At 68.8% G+C, this 19,495-nt stretch carries 16 protein-coding genes; 5 read left to right on the top strand and 11 right to left on the bottom strand.

The annotated features are described in order from the left end of the window. A complete protein-coding gene (locus AB0I34_RS40150; RefSeq protein ID WP_360456544.1) occupies window positions 1–1,875 on the bottom strand; it encodes a beta-L-arabinofuranosidase domain-containing protein in 1,875 nt (624 codons plus the stop codon). 171 nt (window positions 1,876–2,046) lie between these two features. Here AB0I34_RS40150 and AB0I34_RS40145 point away from each other — a divergent pair, with 171 nt between their 5' ends. Further along, entirely contained in the window at window positions 2,047–3,045 is a 999-nt protein-coding gene (locus AB0I34_RS40145; RefSeq protein WP_360456541.1) for a LacI family DNA-binding transcriptional regulator, read from the top strand. 69 nt (window positions 3,046–3,114) lie between these two features. Beyond that, window positions 3,115–4,299 carry a hypothetical protein gene (locus tag AB0I34_RS40140; RefSeq protein WP_360456538.1) on the top strand — a complete coding sequence of 395 codons (1,185 nt, stop codon included), beginning with the start codon at window positions 3,115–3,117 and terminating at the stop codon, window positions 4,297–4,299. Here AB0I34_RS40140 and AB0I34_RS40135 read toward each other — a convergent pair. The 10 genes from AB0I34_RS40135 to AB0I34_RS40090 all read right to left on the bottom strand — a co-directional run bounded on the left by AB0I34_RS40135 (window position 4,265) and on the right by AB0I34_RS40090 (window position 16,922). Next, complete coding sequence (locus AB0I34_RS40135) at window positions 4,265–5,242, bottom strand: acetylxylan esterase (protein WP_360456535.1); 978 nt, start codon at window positions 5,240–5,242, stop codon at window positions 4,265–4,267. The genes AB0I34_RS40140 and AB0I34_RS40135 overlap by 35 nt on opposite strands. A gap of 11 nt (window positions 5,243–5,253) precedes the next feature. Continuing rightward, window positions 5,254–7,572, bottom strand: coding sequence for a polysaccharide lyase 8 family protein (locus AB0I34_RS40130; protein WP_360456532.1), 2,319 nt, complete (start codon window positions 7,570–7,572; stop codon window positions 5,254–5,256). Between the two features lie 10 nt (window positions 7,573–7,582). Next, entirely contained in the window at window positions 7,583–8,719 is a 1,137-nt protein-coding gene (locus AB0I34_RS40125; RefSeq protein WP_360456529.1) for a GDSL-type esterase/lipase family protein, read from the bottom strand. Between the two features lie 90 nt (window positions 8,720–8,809). After that, the gene (locus AB0I34_RS40120; protein WP_360456526.1) at window positions 8,810–9,379 is read right to left on the bottom strand and encodes a DUF624 domain-containing protein; all 570 of its coding nucleotides are present in this window, start codon (window positions 9,377–9,379) and stop codon (window positions 8,810–8,812) included. Beyond that, the gene (locus AB0I34_RS40115; protein ID WP_360456523.1) at window positions 9,376–11,298 is read right to left on the bottom strand and encodes a hypothetical protein; all 1,923 of its coding nucleotides are present in this window, start codon (window positions 11,296–11,298) and stop codon (window positions 9,376–9,378) included. The genes AB0I34_RS40120 and AB0I34_RS40115 overlap by 4 nt, the downstream gene beginning before the upstream one ends. Beyond that, the gene (locus tag AB0I34_RS40110; protein WP_360456520.1) at window positions 11,298–13,016 is read right to left on the bottom strand and encodes a heparinase II/III family protein; all 1,719 of its coding nucleotides are present in this window, start codon (window positions 13,014–13,016) and stop codon (window positions 11,298–11,300) included. The genes AB0I34_RS40115 and AB0I34_RS40110 overlap by 1 nt, the downstream gene beginning before the upstream one ends. Continuing rightward, the gene (locus tag AB0I34_RS40105; RefSeq protein ID WP_360456517.1) at window positions 13,004–13,768 is read right to left on the bottom strand and encodes an SDR family oxidoreductase; all 765 of its coding nucleotides are present in this window, start codon (window positions 13,766–13,768) and stop codon (window positions 13,004–13,006) included. Before AB0I34_RS40105 ends, AB0I34_RS40110 begins: the two co-directional genes overlap by 13 nt. A 23-nt stretch (window positions 13,769–13,791) precedes the next feature. After that, window positions 13,792–14,673: a carbohydrate ABC transporter permease gene (locus tag AB0I34_RS40100; RefSeq protein ID WP_360456514.1), complete on the bottom strand. Its 882-nt coding sequence runs from the start codon at window positions 14,671–14,673 to the stop codon at window positions 13,792–13,794. Next, window positions 14,660–15,604 carry a sugar ABC transporter permease gene (locus AB0I34_RS40095; RefSeq protein ID WP_360456511.1) on the bottom strand — a complete coding sequence of 315 codons (945 nt, stop codon included), beginning with the start codon at window positions 15,602–15,604 and terminating at the stop codon, window positions 14,660–14,662. The genes AB0I34_RS40100 and AB0I34_RS40095 overlap by 14 nt, the downstream gene beginning before the upstream one ends. Before the next feature lie 28 nt (window positions 15,605–15,632). Continuing rightward, complete coding sequence (locus AB0I34_RS40090) at window positions 15,633–16,922, bottom strand: ABC transporter substrate-binding protein (protein WP_360456508.1); 1,290 nt, start codon at window positions 16,920–16,922, stop codon at window positions 15,633–15,635. 235 nt (window positions 16,923–17,157) lie between these two features. Here AB0I34_RS40090 and AB0I34_RS40085 point away from each other — a divergent pair, with 235 nt between their 5' ends. Genes AB0I34_RS40085 through AB0I34_RS40075 form a run of 3 tightly spaced genes read left to right on the top strand, consistent with a single transcriptional unit; the run spans window position 17,158 to window position 19,444 of the window. After that, window positions 17,158–18,210 carry a LacI family DNA-binding transcriptional regulator gene (locus AB0I34_RS40085; RefSeq protein WP_360456505.1) on the top strand — a complete coding sequence of 351 codons (1,053 nt, stop codon included), beginning with the start codon at window positions 17,158–17,160 and terminating at the stop codon, window positions 18,208–18,210. Between the two features lie 9 nt (window positions 18,211–18,219). Continuing rightward, window positions 18,220–19,041 (top strand): TrmH family RNA methyltransferase, encoded by an 822-nt coding sequence (locus AB0I34_RS40080; RefSeq protein WP_360456503.1) that lies wholly within the window; start codon window positions 18,220–18,222, stop codon window positions 19,039–19,041. Window positions 19,042–19,066: 25 nt separating this feature from the next. After that, complete coding sequence (locus tag AB0I34_RS40075; protein WP_360456500.1) at window positions 19,067–19,444, top strand: VOC family protein; 378 nt, start codon at window positions 19,067–19,069, stop codon at window positions 19,442–19,444. The last annotated feature ends 51 nt before the right edge of the window (window positions 19,445–19,495 follow it).

The raw sequence follows: 19,495 nt of genomic DNA, 5'->3' as shown, positions 1-19,495 counted from the left end.
TCAGGCCCTGGGCAGCCAGACGCGCATGGCACCGATCTCCCGGTTGGCCCACGCGTAGTACGGAACCGCGACCACGTCGACCTCGTCGGCGACCCCGTCCGCGCTGTCGGTCGCGAACGGCCAGACGGCGTCGCGATGACCGGCGCCGGCTCGCCCGCGCGTCCTCAGCACGGTGACACCGTCGAGCAACTGATCATCGTGGCTCGCGGCAACTGAGGCCCCGGGCAACAGATGGAGATCGTCAACGGTGGCCTGCTGGTCGATCTGCTCGACCGCATAGACGAGCGGGCCGCGCTCCAGCGCAATGCAACCGCGCACCGCGTCGACGCGCGGGTCTGCGCCGACGACGCGGGTTGCCATCGGCAACTTCAGCTCGATCACCTCACCAGCAGCCGCATCCACGCGTGCATAGCCGGCGGCATCCACCGGCTTGCCGTTGACGGTCGCACCTTCCGCCCACGCTGGGATCCGCAGTTCCACCGCGATCGGACCACTGGCCGTGATCCCGACCGCGCCGTCCCACGGGTACGCCGTGTCGACGGTCAGCGTGACATCGCCGGCGGTGAGCGTGCCGGCGGCGTACTGGTGGATCTGGATGGTGCCGTCGCTGGTGCTCGCGAGATAGCCGTCGAGGCTGGCCAGCGTGCGCATGATGTTCGGCGGGCAGCACGCGCAGTCGAACCACCCGCGCCGGCCGTGTGCCGGGCTGCGGCCGTTGTCCGCGTGCGCCCCGCCGCGCAACTGGAGTGCGTTGACATAGAAGTACTCAGTCCCGGCGAGCGACACCCCGGCCAGGAATCCGTTGTACAGCATCCGCTCGATCGCATCCGCGTACGACGCCTCACCGGTGGCAAGCAGCATCCGCCACGCCCACTGGATCCCACCGATCGCCGCGCACGTCTCGGCGTACGCGCGGTCCGAGGGCAGCTCGTACTCGTCGCCGAACGCCTCCCCCTCCCAGCGCGCGCCCAGCCCGCCGGTGACGTACGTCTTCGTCGACCACATGTGCGCGAACTGCCGCTTGAGCGACTCGAGCAACTCGGTGTCGCCGGTCTCGACCGCGACATCGGTCGCCCCGGCGGCGAGGTAGACCGCGCGGACCGAGTGACCTTCGACGGTGGTTGCCTCGCGCACCGGAACACGGTCGGAGAAGTAGGCCGGCTCGTGGCCGTGGTTCCTGATGATGCCGTGGCCGCGGGCGTCGACGAACCACCGGGCGAGGTCGAGGTAGGCCGTCGTCCCCGTCTCCCGATACAGCTCGACGAGGGCCATCTCGATCACCGGGTGGCCGTCCACGTCCACGGTCTTGCCATCGCCGAACGTCGCCACCAGATGGTCGGCGAGCTTGATCGCCACCTCGAGCAGTTCACGGTCGCCGGTGCAGCGGACCTGCGCGACAGCGGCCTGGATCAGGTGACCGGCGCAGTAGTGCTCGTGGCTCCAGACGAGTTGCTTGTAGCGGCCCTCGTCGCCGTACCGGAGCTGGACGACCGAGTCGAGATAGCCGTCCTCGCGCTGGGCCGCGGCCACGATCGCGGTGAGGTCGCGCTGGCGCTGCAGCAACTCCTCGCTCGGGTTGCGTCCGTACTCCCAGGCGGCGGCCTCGAGCCACTTGTAGACGTCGGAGTCGGCGAAGACCGGGCCGATCGCCTCGCCCTCGCCGATGCCGGCCGCGAGCCGGAGGTTCTGCAGGTTGCCGGCCTTCTCCAGTTGGTCCTGACCGCTGGGGATGGCGCTGTCGCCGTTGCGCTGCTGGCGCGGCGACCAGAAGCCGCCGGTGATCTTCGCGTCGGCGAGGCCGACGGGGCGCCATCGGCCGCGGGTGCCGGCGGCCGGGCTGCGGGAGCTGTGGACTGCGTCCGGGGTAGCGCTCATAGGGCGTGACTCCTGGGAGGCTGGGAGGGCTTCTCGGAAAATCCAGAATACGTTTTCCTTGATGAAGCTAGAGAGCTTCGGCAGCCTGGTCAACCCCTCGGACCTGGCGAAATCCGGTCACACCGAGCTTCATGAGGTACTGTTTCCGGAAAGTTCGGAAAGGAGTTGCCGATGGCGTCCCGCGGTCCTTCGCTGCCCCGGATCACGGATGTGGCCGCGCTGGCCGGCGTCTCCACGAGTACGGCGTCCAAGGCGCTGAACGACACCGGTCAGCTCCGCGAGGAGACCAGACAGCGAGTACGCCGGGCCGCCGAGCAACTCGGGTTCACCCCGGACAGCCGCGGTCGCGCGCTGTCGTCCGGGCGGAGTTTCACGGTCGGGCTGATCACCACGGACAGCTCCGGCCGGTTCAGCATCCCGATCATGCTCGGCGCCGAGGACACGCTCAGCGCCGGCGAGATGGCGCTGGTGCTGTGCGACACCCGGGACGACCCGCTGCGCGAGCAGCACTATCTGCGCTCGCTGGTCTCCCGCCGCGTCGACGGGATCATCGTGACCGGACGACGTACCGAGCCGCGTGCACCGATCGACGTACCGATTCCGGTCGTGTATGCGTTCAGCCCGTCGACCGACCCGGCCGACGTCTCGGTCATCGTGGACGACCACGGCGGCGCTGCGTCGACAGTGCAGCACCTGCTGTCGTTGGGCCGTCGGCGCATCGCACACATCACTGGACCGGCGACGCACCACAGCGCGCAGGTCCGCGCCGCCGCGGCGGTCGCGACCGCGGGCGGTTCGCTCGTCGGCGAACCCATGCACGGTGAGTGGAGCGAGCGGTGGGGCCGGCATGCGGTCGACGTACTGCTGCGTTCGAACCCAGAGATCGATGCCGTCTCGTGCGGCAGCGACCAGATTGCCCGCGGGGTCAGCGACCGCCTGCGCGAGCTCGGCCGATCGGTGCCGGACGACATCGCGGTCACCGGCTACGACAACTGGTCGGTCATGGCCCTCGCCAGCCGCCCGCCGTTGACCACGGTCGACCTGGAGTTGGAAGAGCTCGGTCGGCGGACCGCCAACCTGCTGCTGGACGCGATCGCGGGCTCACCGCACCCCGGCGAGATGGCGCTACCGACACGCTTGGTCACGCGGGAGTCGACCCTCGGTACCTGAGCCGTCCGGTCACCGGATGGTCGCCCACAGGTCCGCCTTTGGTTGCCCGTTTCCTCTAGGTTGATCCGGGTGCTGCGCAAGCTCCTGATCGGCGTCGCGGTGATCGCCACACTGGTGGCGGGGGTGGGCACCGCGCGCCTGGTGCTTCCTCGATCCGATCCCACCGGCGGCGTGGTCAAACAGCTGGCGTTCCTGCGTGCCAAGATCGAAGGTGGCGCGGACCACGCAGCCCAGAAGCAGTTCCCGGAGGGCTACTTCTTCCTCAACGTGCTCTACGGGCTGACCTGGGTCCAGGTCGGCCTCGCCGATCCGGAGCGGTCCGTCGACGCGGCGACCGAAGCACGGTGGGCGCTCAACCGGCTGGAGTCGCCGGATGGGACCGCCGTCTTCGACGCATCCCTGCGCCCGCGGTACGGCGTCTTCCACGCGGGTTGGACGAACTGGTTGCGCGGCGGACTGATCGCCCTCCAGCACTCCGACGCGGCCGAGTTCGACGAGTTCACCAGCGCATCCGTCGAGCTCGCGACCGCGTTCCGGACCGCGAAAACCCCTTATCTGGAAGCGTATCCGGGTCAGGCCTGGCCGGTCGACTCGGCCGTCGCGATCGCCTCCCTCCGCCTGTACGACGACCTGGTGGCACCGCGGTTCGGCCGGATCGCGACGAACTGGGTGGCGGCAGTGAAGACCAAGCTGGATCCGGGGACCGGCCTCATCCCGCATCAGGTCGCGCCGGTGACGACCGGTGCGCGAGCTTCGTCGCAGAGCATCATCCAGCGGTTCCTGGTGGAGATCGATCCCGTCTTCGCCCGGGCGCAGTACGACATCTTCCGGGACCGGTTCGTCGGTGGGATCGGCGTACGGGAGTATCCGGATGGCGTCGACGGTGTTGCGGATGTCGACTCCGGCCCGTTGATCCTCGGCATCAGCCTGTCCGCAACCGTGGTCACGATGGGCGCCGCCCAGGTCCAGCACGATCCGCTCGCCGATCGGCTCGGCCGGGAAGGCGATCTGCTCGGGCTGCCGATCAGCGGCCTGAAGACCAAGCGGTACCTGTTCGGCGCGCTGCCGATCGGGGATGCGTTCCTCGCTTGGTCCGCGTCGGCACGACCCATCGTGGCCGGCGACCAGCCGGAGCGCGATGACGGCTCCGGCTGGTGGCGTGGACCGTGGTTGCTGGTGCTCTGGCTGCCGGCCCTGATCCTGTGGTGCCTGGTCCGGTTCAGGCGGCGCCGAAGACCGAGGCGAGCGCACTGAGCTTGCGCGGCAGGTCGTACTCCGCGCCGCCCTCGTGCCCGTTGTAGGCGAAGATCTCCAGCTCCGCGGGACCGGCGTAGCGGTGGTACGCCGCGAACACCGTGGACGGCGGGCAGACGTTGTCCATCAGGGCGACCGAGAACCACGCCGGGCAGACCGCCCGGGCGGCGAAGTTCACGGCGTCGAAGTAGGACAGCGTGCTGATCGCTGTCTCGACCTCGAACCGGTGACCCTTGAGCCAGCGCGCGATCTCGGCGTACGGACCGTTGTCCGTGATCTGCGACGCCCGCCGGTAGTGGCAGAGGAACGGTACGTCGGCGATCGCGGCGGACAGGTCGTCGCGCAGGCCGGCGACCGCCAGGGCAAGCCCGCCGCCCTGGCTTCCACCGAGGACAGCAACGCGATTGCTGTCCACGTCAGGGCTGCTCTTGACCGCGTCGACCGCACGCACCGCATCGGTGATCAGCCGTCGGTAGTAGTGCTTGCGCGGATCCTCGATACCTCGGGTGAGGAAGCCAGGCGACGACGACCCATGCCCGTCCGGCGCGACGTCCGGGGTGTCGGCGACCGTCTTCCCGCCGCCGCCCTGGCCGCGGTTGTCCATCACCAAGTGGGCGTAGCCGGCCGCGCTCCAGGTCAGCCATTCGTACGGGATGCCTCGGCCGCCGTTGTACCCGATGTACTGCACAACGGCGGGCAACGGTCCGCTGCGATGGCGCGGCAGGAGCAGCCACGCCTTCACCGGCTGCCCGTTCCACCCGCTGAACGTCACGTCCTGCACGTCCACGGTCGCCAGATGTGCGGCGTACGGTCTGAACCGGGTGTCGATCGGGTGGCCGGCCGCGTCCTCGAGTGTCTGCTTCCAGAACGCGTCGAAGTCTGCGGGCTCCTCCGGGTCCGGCCGGTACTCGCGCAACCGGTCCAGGGGCATGTCAACGAGCATCGAGTGTCTCCTCAGTGGAAGGTGGCGGTCGCGGTCGCGCCGTGGCGGTTCGTGGTGTCGACGACCAGGCGCCAGCCGGTTCCCTGGCGGGTCACCTGAACGCCTTCGTCGGCTGACACCAGGCGCAGGCCGGGCTTGGTGAGGTCGACGGTGATCGAGGAACGCGTCTGGGTCGGATCCGAGATCGCGACCTTCCCGGCCGCCATGACCACCGAGGCCGCGCCGTCCGCGGTCAGCTCGGCCACGGTTCCCCCGGTCCAGAAGTTCGCGGCGAGGACGCCTTGCAGCCGTACTGCGTGCGCGGTGGCGTCGGCGCGCAACCGGCGTACCGGTAGCTTGCAGGCGAAGGTCTTCGTCGCTTCCAGGGTGGCCGTGGGCAACTGCACGTAGTAGTAGCCCTGGGCGACGGGCGCGGTGCCGTGGTCGATCCAGACGGTCTGGTACGGGCGAGTGACCGGGTCGTCGGTGCCGTACTTGATGTTGATCTCGCGCCAGGTCGCCGGCCGGTTCTCCCTCAGTACGCGAACGGGTGTCCGGTCGGGGAAGACATAGCCGCCGGTGCCGGCCAGATGACACCAGCCGGATGCCTCGGTGAACGTCTCGTCGCCCTGCCGCAGCTTGCGGTTCTCGACGATCGTCTCGACCGCCCCTTCGCCGGTGATGTCCGAGCCGAGACAGACCATCACGTCGTCGATCAGGAACCAGCTCTTCAAGGCCCTGAGGTTCGTCCCGTAGCCGCGCAGATCCATGCCGTAGGCACCGATCGTCCGGCCGGGGACCGCCGTACCTCCGACCCAGTCGGCGTCACTGGTACTGCGGAAGCCGTAGGAGTCCGCGAGTCGGCGGGTGTCGACCGTTGTCCCCGGCAACCGGTACGGATCGACCGTCGGCCAGTAGTCGCCCGAGTAGTGGCCGAGGTCGTCGTCGAAGACCAGCACCATGCCGTCGGACAGGTGCCAGCCGTGCAGGTTCTCGTTCTGGATCGACTCGTAGTTGTAGATCCGGGAGGAGTAGGCGCTGAGCCCGACGGTGAACGCGGGCCGATGATGCGCGACCTTGTCCATCCGCTGGTACTGCCGGTGTACGACGAGAGGCCCGCGCGCAGGCGTGGCCGACGCGAGAACGGCACGGGCCGCCACCAGCGACGCCGGGTCGGTCACGGTCAGGAAGTCGCGGAAGGTGTCCTCGGTGATCCACTGCTTGACCAGCGCGGTCAGCTTGGTCGCGCGATCGGCCGGTGCCGCCGGGATGAGCCGGAGCGTGCCTTCGATGATCGTCTGGGTCGGCGCATGGTTCTGCTTGCTGGGCCGGGCGATCTCGCGACCGCAGACCGAACCCATCAGGTCACCGCGCACCACCAACGGGTCGAAGGCGTCGTCGATCCAGCGGTAGATGTTGTCGAGGTCAGGGTCGGTCACGGTCCACTGCGTGCCGCCGAGCAGGTAGAGCAGCGACGACAGCGTGCCGAGCAGTTCCTTGCCGTAGCCGCCGTTGTACGGGTGCTTGTAGTGCTGGAGGAACGAGCCGTCGCTGTAGAAACCCTCACCGGTGCCGTTGTCCGTCCGGCCCGGTGCGTCGTTGAACGCCAGCACGCTGTTCGCGCCGTCGCCCTCGACATCGCTGATCGCATCGCGGACCCGCACCAACGCGGCCGTGTCGCCGTCGAGGACCGCCCGGATGGCGACGACCGTCGCGATCCAGACCCGGTTGGCGCCGGTTGCGATCTGCCGGTCGGCCCGCCAGAGGTTCGGATCCGGCGTGTAATGGTTGATCGCCGTCGTGTACGTCGTCCGCACCTCGGCGGGGATCACGTCGTACAGCAGGACGAGGGTGTCCGCAAACGCCGATGCACCGCCGATCTCCCAGTCGTAGTCGTTGTCGTAGCGCGGGAGCGTCGGGCTGTACCGGTTGTTGTGCATCCACTCGAAGGCGCCGAGAATGTCGGTGGCCACGCTCGCGTTGCCCTCGTACGCCGAGCCGTTGGTGGCCCAGGCCACCGCGAGCTGCTTGATCCGGCGGAAGTTCGAGGCGACGTGGTTGGACAGTGTGGTGCTCGCGAGGTCCGGCCAGAGCGTGGTCCGGTTCGCCGAGCGGTCGAGCGTCGTCAGGGCGGACTGGGCCAGCCGGTCAATGCGTGCGATCGCGACGGCGAGGTCGGGATCGGACGGGTCGACCGACGGACCGCCGGTGAGCAGAGTCTGCCAGCGGAGGCGGAGCTCGTCGGTCGACTCGTCCGCCCAGGCCATCGTGGTGGACGGTGCGGCCAGGACTGCGGCCGAGCCGAGCATTCCGCCGAGCACGGTGCGTCGGCGCAGGGTGAGATCGGGCATGGGAGTCCTCTCAGAGGGTCAGGGCGATCGCCTTCGCCCCGGCGGCGTTCGGATGCAGGCCGTCGCCGCTGTTGAAGGCCGGCCGTAGCCGTGCCGGGTCGGACGGATCCCGCAGTACGGCGTCGACGTCGACGAGCCGGTCGAAGATGCGGCGGGACCGCAGCGCGTCGTTCACCTGGTTGCGGACATGGTCGACCTCGTCGGTGTAGCGGATCCACCCCTTGAATGGGCCGATCGTTGCCCCGAGCACCTCGAGGTTGTGGTCGCGGGCCCGCCGGGCGAGCTGTTCGTAGCCTTCGAGCAGCCGGGCCGGATCGGTCTGACTCGGTGGTTGCTGGATGTCGTTGATGCCGAGAAACACCAGCACCGCTTGAAGTCCCGGCAGTGCGAGTACATCCCGGTCGAACCGCGACTGGCCGCTCGGGCCGAAGCGTACGTCGTCGAGCAGCAGGCGGTTGCCACTGATGCCGAGGTTGGCCACCGCCGGGCGCCGCCGGAACCGCGCCGCGTACTGATCGGGCCATCGCAGGTTCGCGTCGTCCGGCGTCCCCACACCTTCGGTGATCGAGTCCCCGAGGACGGCGAGTGTTCGCCTGCCCTCGGTCAGGACGTCGACACCGCTGAGCAGGAACGCGGACTTCGTCGCCCGTTCACCGCCGGAATCCGCGATGACTCCGGTGGCGTGCACGTTCCGGTGGAAGCTCACCGGGCCGGTCGGGCCCGGCAGATGCAGGCTCACGACGAGATCGCCACCGTCGGGCACGACCAGCCCTACCGGGTCGCTGATGACCGTGGCTCCGGCGGCCAGCACAACTTGCTGCTCGCCACCGAACAGCACTGCCTTCGAGTTCGCCGTCACCGGGCCGACCAGCGTCGGCGCGGTTCCGAAGGCATTCGAGAAGCGCAGGCGGACTTGGCCTCCGGCGGACAGGTGCAGCGTGGTGCGGATGGTGGCGTCGGTGAAGCCTTGGGTGGCGTCTCGGTCGGTCGGGGTGGGGGCGGTGTGGGTCGTGGCCCAGGTGGTGGCCCAACGGTGGCGCGGAGCGGCCTCGGCTCGACCGATCGCGAGACCGCCGAGCGTCGTACCACCGAGAACCGCGCCACCGAGCGCCCCACCGAGGACTGATCGGCGGGAGGGGCGAGCCATCAGCAGGCGGCGGTGGGGTCGAAGTCGGCGCCGAGCAGCAGGATCGGGACAGCTCTGGACATGATGGTCCTCCTAAGGGGCGGTTGGGGACTATGCGTGGTCGGCGACGAGCAAGCCGATCAGAACCGGAATCGTGGTGCCGAGAAGCAGTGGGCCCGCCGGGACGGCGAGTGAGAAGACCGGTGCGGCAATGGCAGCGCCGAGCAAGGCCGTGCCACGCGGGACGGAAGTGAAGGCGAGCCGGAAGGCGGTACGACGCCAATCGGCGGGCGAGCCGGACGGGTCACGACCAGCAGCGACCGCGAGTGCCAGATGGTAGGTGATCGCGGCCGCGACCAGGCCGACGTGGATCATGAACAAGGCAACGACGACCGGTCCCGAGCGACCGGACAGGAACGACAAGTTGCTGACGGCAATCACTGCCGCGACGGTCATCAGGACCGAGTGCGGCAGCAGCGGACGCCAGTACCGGCGCCACCCGGTGAACACGCCCGTGAAGCAGCGGGTGTCTCCGTCCGTCCGCCATCGGTTGAGGGCGAACCCGACCGCCGCGAGGGCCGGCAACCAGGTCACGACCCCCAGGCAGAGGAGCGAGAACGCCGCGCCGGCCAGCACCGGACTCGCCAGCCACCCCAGCCAGTCCAGCGCCCGCCTGGTCATAGCGTGATCCTCCCGTGGGCGGACTGGATCACGGCCTTGGCCTTCTCCGAGAACCCTTCGCTCTCGATCACCCCGTCGTCGTCGGCCAACAGAACGGTTTCCTCGTCGAAGGCGATCCCGAATCCGCGGGCGAGATCGAGGCGGCGCGCGGAGGCCGACTCCGGCCGCAACGCCGAGGTCGGCTCGACGGTGGTCAGCATCGTCGCGGTGGTACGACGCTCCGCGGTGGCGCGCAGGGTGTGCATCGTCCGGGTCAGCCGCAGACTCGGCGTACTCGATGTCGGGTTCGCCTCGACCTCGGTGACGGCCGGCTCGACGGTCAGCGGGGTGTGCAGTCGAACCCAGGCTTGTGCGGATCCCGATCGCAGCACGATGTCCTCGCCGTACTCGATCGGCCAGTCCGCGTGCAGCAAGAACGTCCAGTCACGGGGTGACCGGGCCGCGCATCGATCCAGCAGGACGAGACGGCCGGCGGGGGTGAACACCAGGGTGCGGTCGAGCCGGGTGATCTCCAACTCGGCCGGATACATCGCCGCGATCTGGGCCGTTGCGTGAGCCACGCCATCGGCCGCGAGTACGTCGACCATCCGGGCCTGGCGCTCGTACGGCGCCCCCTGGTAGACGTGATACCGGTCCTCGTCCACGAAACCTTGTCCATCGACCAGGATCAGGTTGTGGTCACCGGCCCGCTTCCGGTTGCTGTATCCCTCGTCCACAGCCAGGAACGCACCGCGCGAGGTCAGTACGAACGACCCGGCATCCGGGTGGTGATGCCCGGCGCTCAAGGTGTCCCATCCGCGTTCGGTGTCCAGCCGGTGCGAGGTCTCCCACGCCTGGTGCCCGCCGCCGGGAGCGGCCTTGAACGACACCATCGTCGCGTCGTCGTCCCATCCGGTCCGCGCGGTGACCAGACCGAGGTCCGGGAAGTACGCCGACAACGGCGCGCTCTCCACCGGCGACACCGGTCGCACCGATTCGTCGTACCAGAGCAACTCCAGGTAGGCCTCCGGCATCACGCCGGGCTTCACCCCACTCGCGTACGCCTCACGCCAGAAGAAGCGATCGGCGACCAGGTCGGCCAGCCACTGCGCCTCGCCGATCCGGTAGGCGGAGGCGAGCTTGTAGTACAGCGAGACGCTGTGCCCGCTGCGCCGGTCGTGGCAGTCGCCGTGATCGATGTTCTCCTCGAACCCCGGCGCGCACTGCTGCAGGCGATAGGAGAACGTGTTCGCCAGGAACCGGCAGCGATCCCACCAGTCCAGACTTTCCTGGTCCTGCAGCAGATCCAGGTACGTCGCCAGCCACGGAACGCCGTACCGCCAGTAGACGACACCTTCCATGTCGGACCCGTCGGCAGGCAGCAGATCGATCACCGTGGCGAAGTTCGTTTTCGCGCGCTCGGTCCACTCGGTCTTGCCGAGCGCGTAGCCGGCGGCGGCCAGGCCCGTGTAGCAGATCCAGTTGTGATTCTGCCAGTACGACGAACTCCACCAGGAGCCCTCGGACTCGACGGCGAACTCGTACAGCCGCGAACCCTGCAGTTCCAGCTTCGCCCGCAACTCGTCGGCGAGCGCGAAGTCGTCGCCGAGCCAGGTCGACGCGAGCGACAACCCGTGCAGCAGCCAGCCGGCGTCCAGGTCGTGGTCGGGCATGTGCGCCTTGCCCCAGTGCGGGAGCCCGATCGCCGCGGAGATCCAGCGCGCGGCCTCGTCGCGGTAACCGGGGTTGCCGGTCATCCGGTAGGCCAGGGCCAGGTTGGCTGCCGCCGGTCCGAGGTACGTGATGCTCGCTGACGGATGCTCGGTCGGCGGGGTCTGGGTGCGGTACCAGTCGCACTGCTCGCGCAGCCGGCGCCAGCGAGCGGCATGCCGGCCGTCGAGACCGTCACGCAGTTCGTCGAGGCGGTGTTCGATCAGCATCAGCGATCTCCGATCCGGTGCAGGTGCCCGTTGACCGCGACCGCGTCGTCGGTCACCTCGACGGCAGCCACCGTGGTCGAGTAGACGGAACAGAAGGTCGCCGTTGTTCCGACGGCGGTCCAATCCAGGCCGGTCCGAGTCCGCTGTGGGTCGTCGGCCGGGCCTGGCCCGGGGCGAACCAGCGGCACGGCCTGGCCGACGTGGTAGCCGTACAACGTCTCGTCGCCTGTCCAGATCGTGCGCACCTCGCTCGGCGTGACCTCCACGCTCAGCTCGACGTCCGGCCGGAACTGCAGCACGATCTCCCGCTCCCGGTCCACTGTCACCCGGACCACGTCGACGAGGTAGCCATCGCCGGCGATCAGGTGCCGCGTTGCCCGGACGCCGTCGTACCAACCGGCGATCTCCGCGGTCACCGATGTCTCGTCGTACGTGATCGCACCGGTCGCCTCGTCCGGGTCGAGGCGGTCGATCCGGATCGTCGGGTGGGCGGCCGCGGACTTGTAGTGGCGCCGCCATTCCGCGTGTCCGTACGGCACCTGGCCGGGATCTGGCTGCCAACGCGTCGTCGCGCCGTACAGGTAGAGCGCGAGCTTGTCGTGGTGCCCGTGCGAGCCGCCGTGCGGACCATGGTCGAGGATCGCGTGGATGCCGCCGGTGCGGACCACGGCGTACGAGTTGGACACCTCAATCGTCGGCCACGATCGCACCATGCCCGAGCGAGGCGGTCCGGCGAACCATCCGTCGAATCTGTCCTCGAGGCCGTCGTACGACGGGCCCACCTCCGCACGAGCCTGGGTGGCCACCGCGTCGAGACCGTGGTTCGTGGTGAACTGGCGTGCCAAGGCAACGATCTCCAGCCACTCCAGAGCCAGCGGCACCCGGCGGTACGGGCCGTCGTGCAGGGCCGGCAGGATGCCGCCGTCAGTCGCGATCCCGGCGAGCGCGCCGATCATCGCGTCGAGCCGATCGGGGATCTGCGCAGGGTCAGCGCCACGGAGGCTCAGCAGGTAAGCCCGGAGGACGAAGCCGTGGTAGTACGTGCTGGCTTCCCACTCGAAGCCGTCCTCGCCGGTCGCGACCTCCAGATGCGCGAACTGGCCGTACTCACCGGTCAGCCACTCCTTCTCGCCGTCCCACGACTCTCCTCGCACCGCCGCGGCGGCCTGCCCCGCGGTCACGCCGAGCGCGTTGAACCACGCGGTGTAGTTCGAGGAGAACTTGTCCTGGGCAACCATCGCGTCGCGGGCCCGCCGCGCGCCGTCGATCATGTCGTCGAGCATCGGCAGCGTCTCCGCCAGCTCCGCCCGACCGGCCAGGTTGCGGATCGCATGCGCGATCGGCACGCCCCAGACCGCGTCGGTCAGCGCCTGGTGGAACAGCCGTCCGCGCTGCATCCACCCCTGTGCCTGCTCATGCTCACCGGACTCGGTCAGCTTCAGGTAGAGCCGCGCGTACGACGTGAGCAACTCGGCGCCGGCGCCGTCGTACGAGAGCAGACGGATCCGCCGGGCCCACCAGTGGTGCGCGAGGACACGCCAGGCACCACGCACTGTCTCCGTGTCGACGCGGCAGCCGTACGCGCACGGCACGCCGCCGGCCGGAAACTCACCGGTTTCGAACCCTTCGTGCTCGAGTTCGACGCCGTGCGCGGGACAGACGTACTGGTGCCACCAGCCGCCGCGTTCGGCCGGCGGGTGTCCGGTCATCGAGGCCATGTGCCACCGTCGATGTCGATGGTGATCCCGGTCAAGTAGCCCGACGACGGCAGCGCGAGGAAGCGGACCGCATTGGCGACGTCCTCGACCTGACCGGCGCGGCCGATCGGCGTACCGGCCACCATGTTCGCCTGGGCTTCGGCGGTGGAGAACGTCTGGTGGAACGCGGTCTCCGCGATGTAGCCGGGCGCGACCGCGTTGACGGTGATGCCCTGCGGACCGAGCTCCTTGGCCAGCCCCTTGGTGAACCCGCGGATCCCCGCCTTGGCGGCCGCGTAGATCACCGAGCCAGGACCGCCGCCGTTGTGCGCGGCGAGCGAAGCCATCGTGATGATCCGCGGGTTGGCCGACTGGGCGAGGTGCGGGATCGCGGCGCGGGTGGTGCGGAAGGTGGCGCCGAGGTTCACATCGACGACCTGCTGGAAGTGCTCGTCCGACATCTCCTCGACCTTGACCCGGCCGATCAGATGGCCGGCGTTGCAGACCAGGACGTCCAGCCCACCGAGGAACCCGGCCGTCTCGTCCAGCAACCGGTCGACGTCAGCCGTACTGGTGACGTCGGCACCGACCGCGATCGCCTTCCGGCCGAGTGCCTCGATGTCGGCGACGGTCTGCGCGGCTGCGCCGGCGGACCTGCCGTAGTGGACCACGACGTCCGCCCCGGCTGCCGCCAGACCGAGCGCGATCCCCCGGCCGATGCCGTGCCCGGCGCCGGTCACCAGCGCTCGCGTGCCTTGCAGTTCCTCGGTCATACGTTGGTCTCCTTCGCTGTGTGTCACTTGATGCCCGCGGTCGCGAAACCTTGGACGAAGTAGCGCTGCCCGATCAGGAACAGCACCACCATCGGCACGGTGGCCAGCGTCGTACCGGCCATCAGGAACGCCCACTGGGTGTCGTTCTCGGTCCGGAACACCGACAGGCCGACCTGGATCACCCGCAGGCTGTCGCTCTTGGTCACCAGCAGTGGCCAGAGGAAGTTGTTCCACGAGCCCTCGAAGGTGAGCAGCGCGACGGTGATGAACGCGGGTTTCACCAGCGGTGTCATGATCCGGGCGTAGATGCCCAGCTCACCGAGGCCGTCCAGCCGCGCGGCCTCCTCGAGCTCGACCGGCAGGTCCAGGTAGAACTGCCGGAACAGGAACACCGAGAACGGACTGACCGCGCCCGGGATGATGAGCGCCCACCAGGTGTCCAGCCAGCCGGTGCCACCCTGGCCGGTGATGTCGTTGCCGCCGAACAACGGCATGAACCGCACGATCAGGAACTCCGGCAGGATCTTGGTGTACGTCGGGATCATCAGCGCACCGACGAACCCGAGGAAGATCAGTCCGCTGCCGCGGAACCGCAGCCGCGCCAGCGCGTACCCGGCCATCGACGCGATCACCACGTTCAGCACGGTGTGACTGGCCGCGATCACGAAGCTGTTGCGGGCGTACGTCGCGAACGGCGCGGCCCGCAGCGCGTCGGCGTAGTTGCCGAAGGCCCACTTCGTCGGGAACAGCCGGGGTGGTACCGCGCCGATGTCGGCCGGCGTCTTCACCGACGTGAGCAGCATCCAGACGAACGGCACGATCATCACCAGGGAGATCGCGGACAACGTCAGGTAGAGCGCGATCCGGCCGGCCCGGACCCGGCGTACCGCGTCAACGGCTGGCACGGTCGCCTCCGGTGATCCGCCGGTTGACCAGGGTCAGGACGAGCAGCAGCGCGAACAGCACCAGGCTCTGCGCGCAGGCGTAACCCATCCGGAACTCCCGGAACGCGGACTTGTAGATCTCGTACGTCATCATCGTGGTGCTGTTGGCCGGTCCGCCGTCGGTCAGGATGTACACCTGGTCGAACGACTGGAACGCGCCGATCACCGAGGTGACGAAGACGAAGAAGGTCGCCGGCTTCAGCAACGGCAGGGTCAGGCTGAAGAACTGCCGTACCTTCGAGGCACCGTCCACCGCCGCCGCCTCGTACAGCTCGGTCGGCAGGCTCTGCAGCGCGGCCAGGTAGATCAGCATCTTCAGCCCGATGCCCTGCCAGATGCCGACCACGATCACCGCCGGCATCGCCCAACTGGTCGAGGACAACCAGTTGGGGCCGTCCAGGCCGAGGAACGACAGGATCGCGTTCGCCAGGCCGCTGCGCGGATCGTAGATCCACAGCCAGACCAGCGCGACCGCGATCGTCGCGGTCACCTGCGGGATGAAGATCGCGGTCCGGAAGATCGCCCGCCCGGCCAGCTTGGCGTTCAGCATCAGCGCGATCAGCAGCGCGATCGCCATCGCCACCGGGACGGTGAAGAACGTATAGACACTGGTGTTCAGCACCGCCCGCCGGAACACGTCGTCGCCGAGCAGGTCGCGGAAGTTGTCCAGTCCCGCGAACCGCGGCGGCGTCAGCACGTCGTACGACGTGAAGCTCAGGACGACCGCCGCGACCAGCGGGATGCCGATCCAGATCAGTGCGTGCAGCAACGCGGGCGCGACCATCAGCAGGCCGGCACGTCGTCGACTGCGCAGCAAGCGGCCGGGTGGCGGGGTGGTGGCCGGGCCGGGTGCGGCGTCGCGCACCCGGACCGGTGGGGAGATCACAGCCATGGCGGAGCCTTTCCGCTGAAGGTCTCGGTCACAGGCGCGAGATCGCTTGCTTGCTCAGGTTCGCCAGCTCGTCGATCGCCTGCTGGGCGGTCCGCTGACCCACCACGGCGGTCTCCAGCGTGGTCTTGATCTTCTCCCGGATCTCCATCCAGGCCGGCGTTCCACCCTCGGAGCGGGCCTTGTTCATGTTGTCCAGGGCAAGCTTCACGAACCCGTTGTTCTTCACGTAGTCGGAGGTCCGCAGGTCCTGCACGCCGGGCACCGAACCGCGCTGCGTCGCGGTCGGCAGGATCGTCTCCGGCGTACCCATGAACTCGACCAGCGCCTGGGCGGCCGCCGCGTGCTTGGTCGAGGCCGAGCGGGCCACCAGGGTCCCGCCCTGCAACATCGCCGGCACCTTGTTGGCCAGGATGAACGCGCCGACCTTGTCCTCCGCGAGCAACTCGGGATTCTGCTCCTTCAGCTGCACCCACAGCGAGTTGTTCGCCATCATCATCGCGGACCGGCCCTGCGCCAGCGTGCTCGGCTGACCGGCAGCGGACTTGAACGAGTAGTCGCCCGACTTGTCCTTGATCACGTCGAGGAACAGCTGCAACGCCTCGACGCCGCGCTCGTCGTTGAACCGCACCTGCTGGCCGGACTCGTCGAACAGGTTGCCGTCGTTGGCGAACAGGAAGGTTTCCCAGCACTGCCGCAGGTCGATCGAGAACGGATCGAACCCGACCCTGGTCAGCTTGCCGGAGCCGTCGGTGCGGGCCAGTTCCTTGGCCATCGCCCGCAGTTCGGCCCAGTCCTTCGGCGGCTGCTTGATGCCGGCCTCGGCGAACATGTCCTTGCGGTAGGTGACGATCCGGGTGTCCAGCACGAGTGGCAGTGCGTAGAGCTTGCCGTCGTACCGGGAGGGCTCGAGCACCCGGTCCTCGTAGTCGAAGCGGGTCGCCAGCGAGTCGGGCAGCGGCGCGAGCACCTTCTTGTGCGCGAACGGCGGGATCCAGCCGACGCCGAGCATCACCACGTCCGGCATCAGGCCGCCGGCCAGGCCGGTGGTCAGCTTCTCGTTCAGCGCGGCGTACGTCGTGTAGTCGACCTTGACGGTGACGTTCGGGTACTTCTGCTTGAACGCGGGCAGCAGTTTGCCCTCCAGCAACTGCTTGCCGGTGCTGCCCTCGAAGATCGGGGTGAGCAACGTGATCTCGCCCTCGGCGGGACCGTCGGCGGCCGCCTGACCGTCACCGGACGGCGAGGCGGAACACCCGGCGGCGGCGGCGAACGCGCCGAGGCCGAGGGCCGTCAGGACTGATCTGCGGGTGTACTCCATGGCGCGCCTTTCGTGGTGCTGCGGAAGGGGAGTGGTGCAACGATCTACCAGTCGGAGCGGCGCTGCTGATGCGGACTGGTGCAACGATGCACCGCATGCTAGGAAGCGTTCTTCGTGATCGTCAAGAGGTCGACGCCGAATCATCTCGGCTGGACTTTCGGCGCGTCCTGATGCATCGTTGCACTGCGAGACGGCAGGTTCGGGGCGAACGGTGAGGAAGAATGCGCGGGTGGGCATGAGTGAGGTGACGATCCAGCAGGTCGCGACCGAGGCAGGTGTCTCGCCGAGCACGGTGTCGAACCTGCTGAACGGGCGGAACCACCGGATGCTGCCGGAGACGCGGCAGCGGATCGAGACAGCGATCGACAAACTCGGCTACCGGCCGAACCGGGCCGCCCGGCAGCTACGCACCGGCCGCAACACCACGATCGGGCTCGTCGTCCCGTCGGTCGGCAACCCGTTCTGGGGTGCACTAGCCCGGTATCTGGAGTCGGCCGCCCTGGCCGAGGGCTACCACGTGCTGCTGTGCAACTCCGAGCGCGATCCCCGCCGTGAGCGCGACTACATCGACGAACTGTGGGCGGACGGCGTACACGGTGTCGTGCTCTGCTCCTCGCTGCCTTCGCTCGAGCACGTGATGCCGCTCGTCGAACGCGGTCTCCAACTGGTGGCGTTCGACCGTACGTCGCAGGCCGGCGATCCGGCGTCGCTGGTGAGCATCAGCGTCGACAACGCGATCGGCAGCCAACTCGCCACCCAGCACCTCACGGAGCTCGGACATACCCGACTGGCGTTCGTCTCGGGTGCGCTGGCGAGCGTGAACCGCAAGGAGCGGTACCGCGGCTTCGTCGCCGGGCTGGAGCAGGCCGGGCTCGATCCGGAGGCTGCCCTGCGGGCGCCGACCGGGAGCGGCGCCGACGACTTCGGCGATGTCGAGGCCTCGGAGCTGGGTCGCGCGGCCGCCGCGGAGCTGGTTGCGCTCGACGAGCCGCCGACGGCGATCGTCGCCATCAACGACATGTGTGCGCTCGGCGTCTGCCGCGGACTGCGCGACGGCGGACTCGAGCCAGGCAAGGACGTCTCGGTCGTCGGCTTCGACGACATCGTGCTCGCCGACCTGTATGCGCCGACGCTCACCACGGTCCGGCAGCCGATGCGCGAGATGGCGGCGGCCGCGTTCAGCCAGCTCCGGGCCCGGCTGGACGATTCCGGACCGACCCAAGGTCAGTCGCTGCTGTTCCGGCCCGAGCTGATCGTCCGCGAGTCGACCGGAGCGCCGTCCACGTAGGGTGGTGGCGTGCAACGGATCTCGTCGCGGAACGCCCGGTTCCAGGTGTGGCAGGCGTCCCTGACCAACCGGACCAAGCGGCAACGGGCCGGTGAGTTCCTGGTGCAGGGAGTGCGACCGATTTCGCTTGCCGTGGACAACGGCTGGCCGGTGCGCGCGGTGATCCAGGATGCCTCGCGACCATTGTCGCGGTGGGCGCAGGAGTTGCTGCAGCGGTTGCCCGGTGTCGAGCGGGTCGCGATGGAACCCGCGTTGCTGGCCGAACTCGGCGAGAAGGACGAGGCGGCGCCCGAACTGATCGCAGTCCTCGAACTGCCACCGGACGACCTGGATCGCATTCCAGTGGGACCGGATTTCCTCGGCGTGGTCTTCGACCGGCCGACCGGTCCCGGGAACATCGGGTCGATCATCCGGTCCGCCGATGCCTTCGGAGCGCACGGCGTGATCGTCACCGGGCATGCCGCCGACGTCTACGACCCGAAGGCGGTCCGCGCGACCACCGGATCCTTGTTCGGCATCCCCGCCGTACGCGCGCCGTCGCAGCGTGAGGTGATCGAGTGGGTACGACGCTCGGCCGACGTACCGATCGTTGTCGTGGGCACCGACGAGCACGGGTCCGTGGACGTGTTCGACTTCGACTTCACCCAGCCGACCCTGCTCCTGATCGGGAACGAGACCAACGGCCTGAGCGCCGGCTGGCGGGAGGCCGCGGACCAGCTGGTGCGGATCCCCATCACCGGATCAGCCAGTTCACTCAACGCCGCCAACGCCGCCACAGCCGTCCTCTACGAGGTGTCGCGGCAGCGTTCCCATTCGTTCAAGACCACCTAGCCGCCTGGCGCCTAGCGTCGCCGGTATGAGACCACAGACCTTGATCGCGGTGAGCGACGTCGAGAAGAGCAGTGCGTGGTACTGCGAGGTCCTGGGAGCCGTGAGCGCTCATGGTGGTCCGGAGTACGAACGGCTCGAAGTGGACGGCGTGTTGGTGATGCAACTGCACAATCTGGACGTCGATCACCATCACGGGCCCTTCGGGGATGCCTCGCATCCGTTGGGGAACGGGGTCGCGGTGTGGTTCGAGACCGACGACCTGACCGCGGCCGCCGCGCGCGCTCGAGTGCTCGGCGCCACAGTGCACACCGACGTCCACCACAACCCGAACGCAGACCACGACGAGCTGTGGCTCCGCGACCCGGACGGCTACCTCGTGGTCCTGGCCTCGCCTGGTCCCTAGATGCGGACCTGTCCCACTCACCAACCCGATCGCCGGGCCTCCGCTCCCCCG

Origin of the sequence: Kribbella sp. NPDC050281 (assembly GCF_040655855.1) — a bacterium.
In the GTDB taxonomy this organism is placed as follows: Bacteria; Actinomycetota; Actinomycetes; order Propionibacteriales; family Kribbellaceae; genus Kribbella.
The sequence above is the reverse complement of the archived record's forward strand: the minus strand, read 5'-3'. Positions and strand labels throughout refer to the sequence as shown.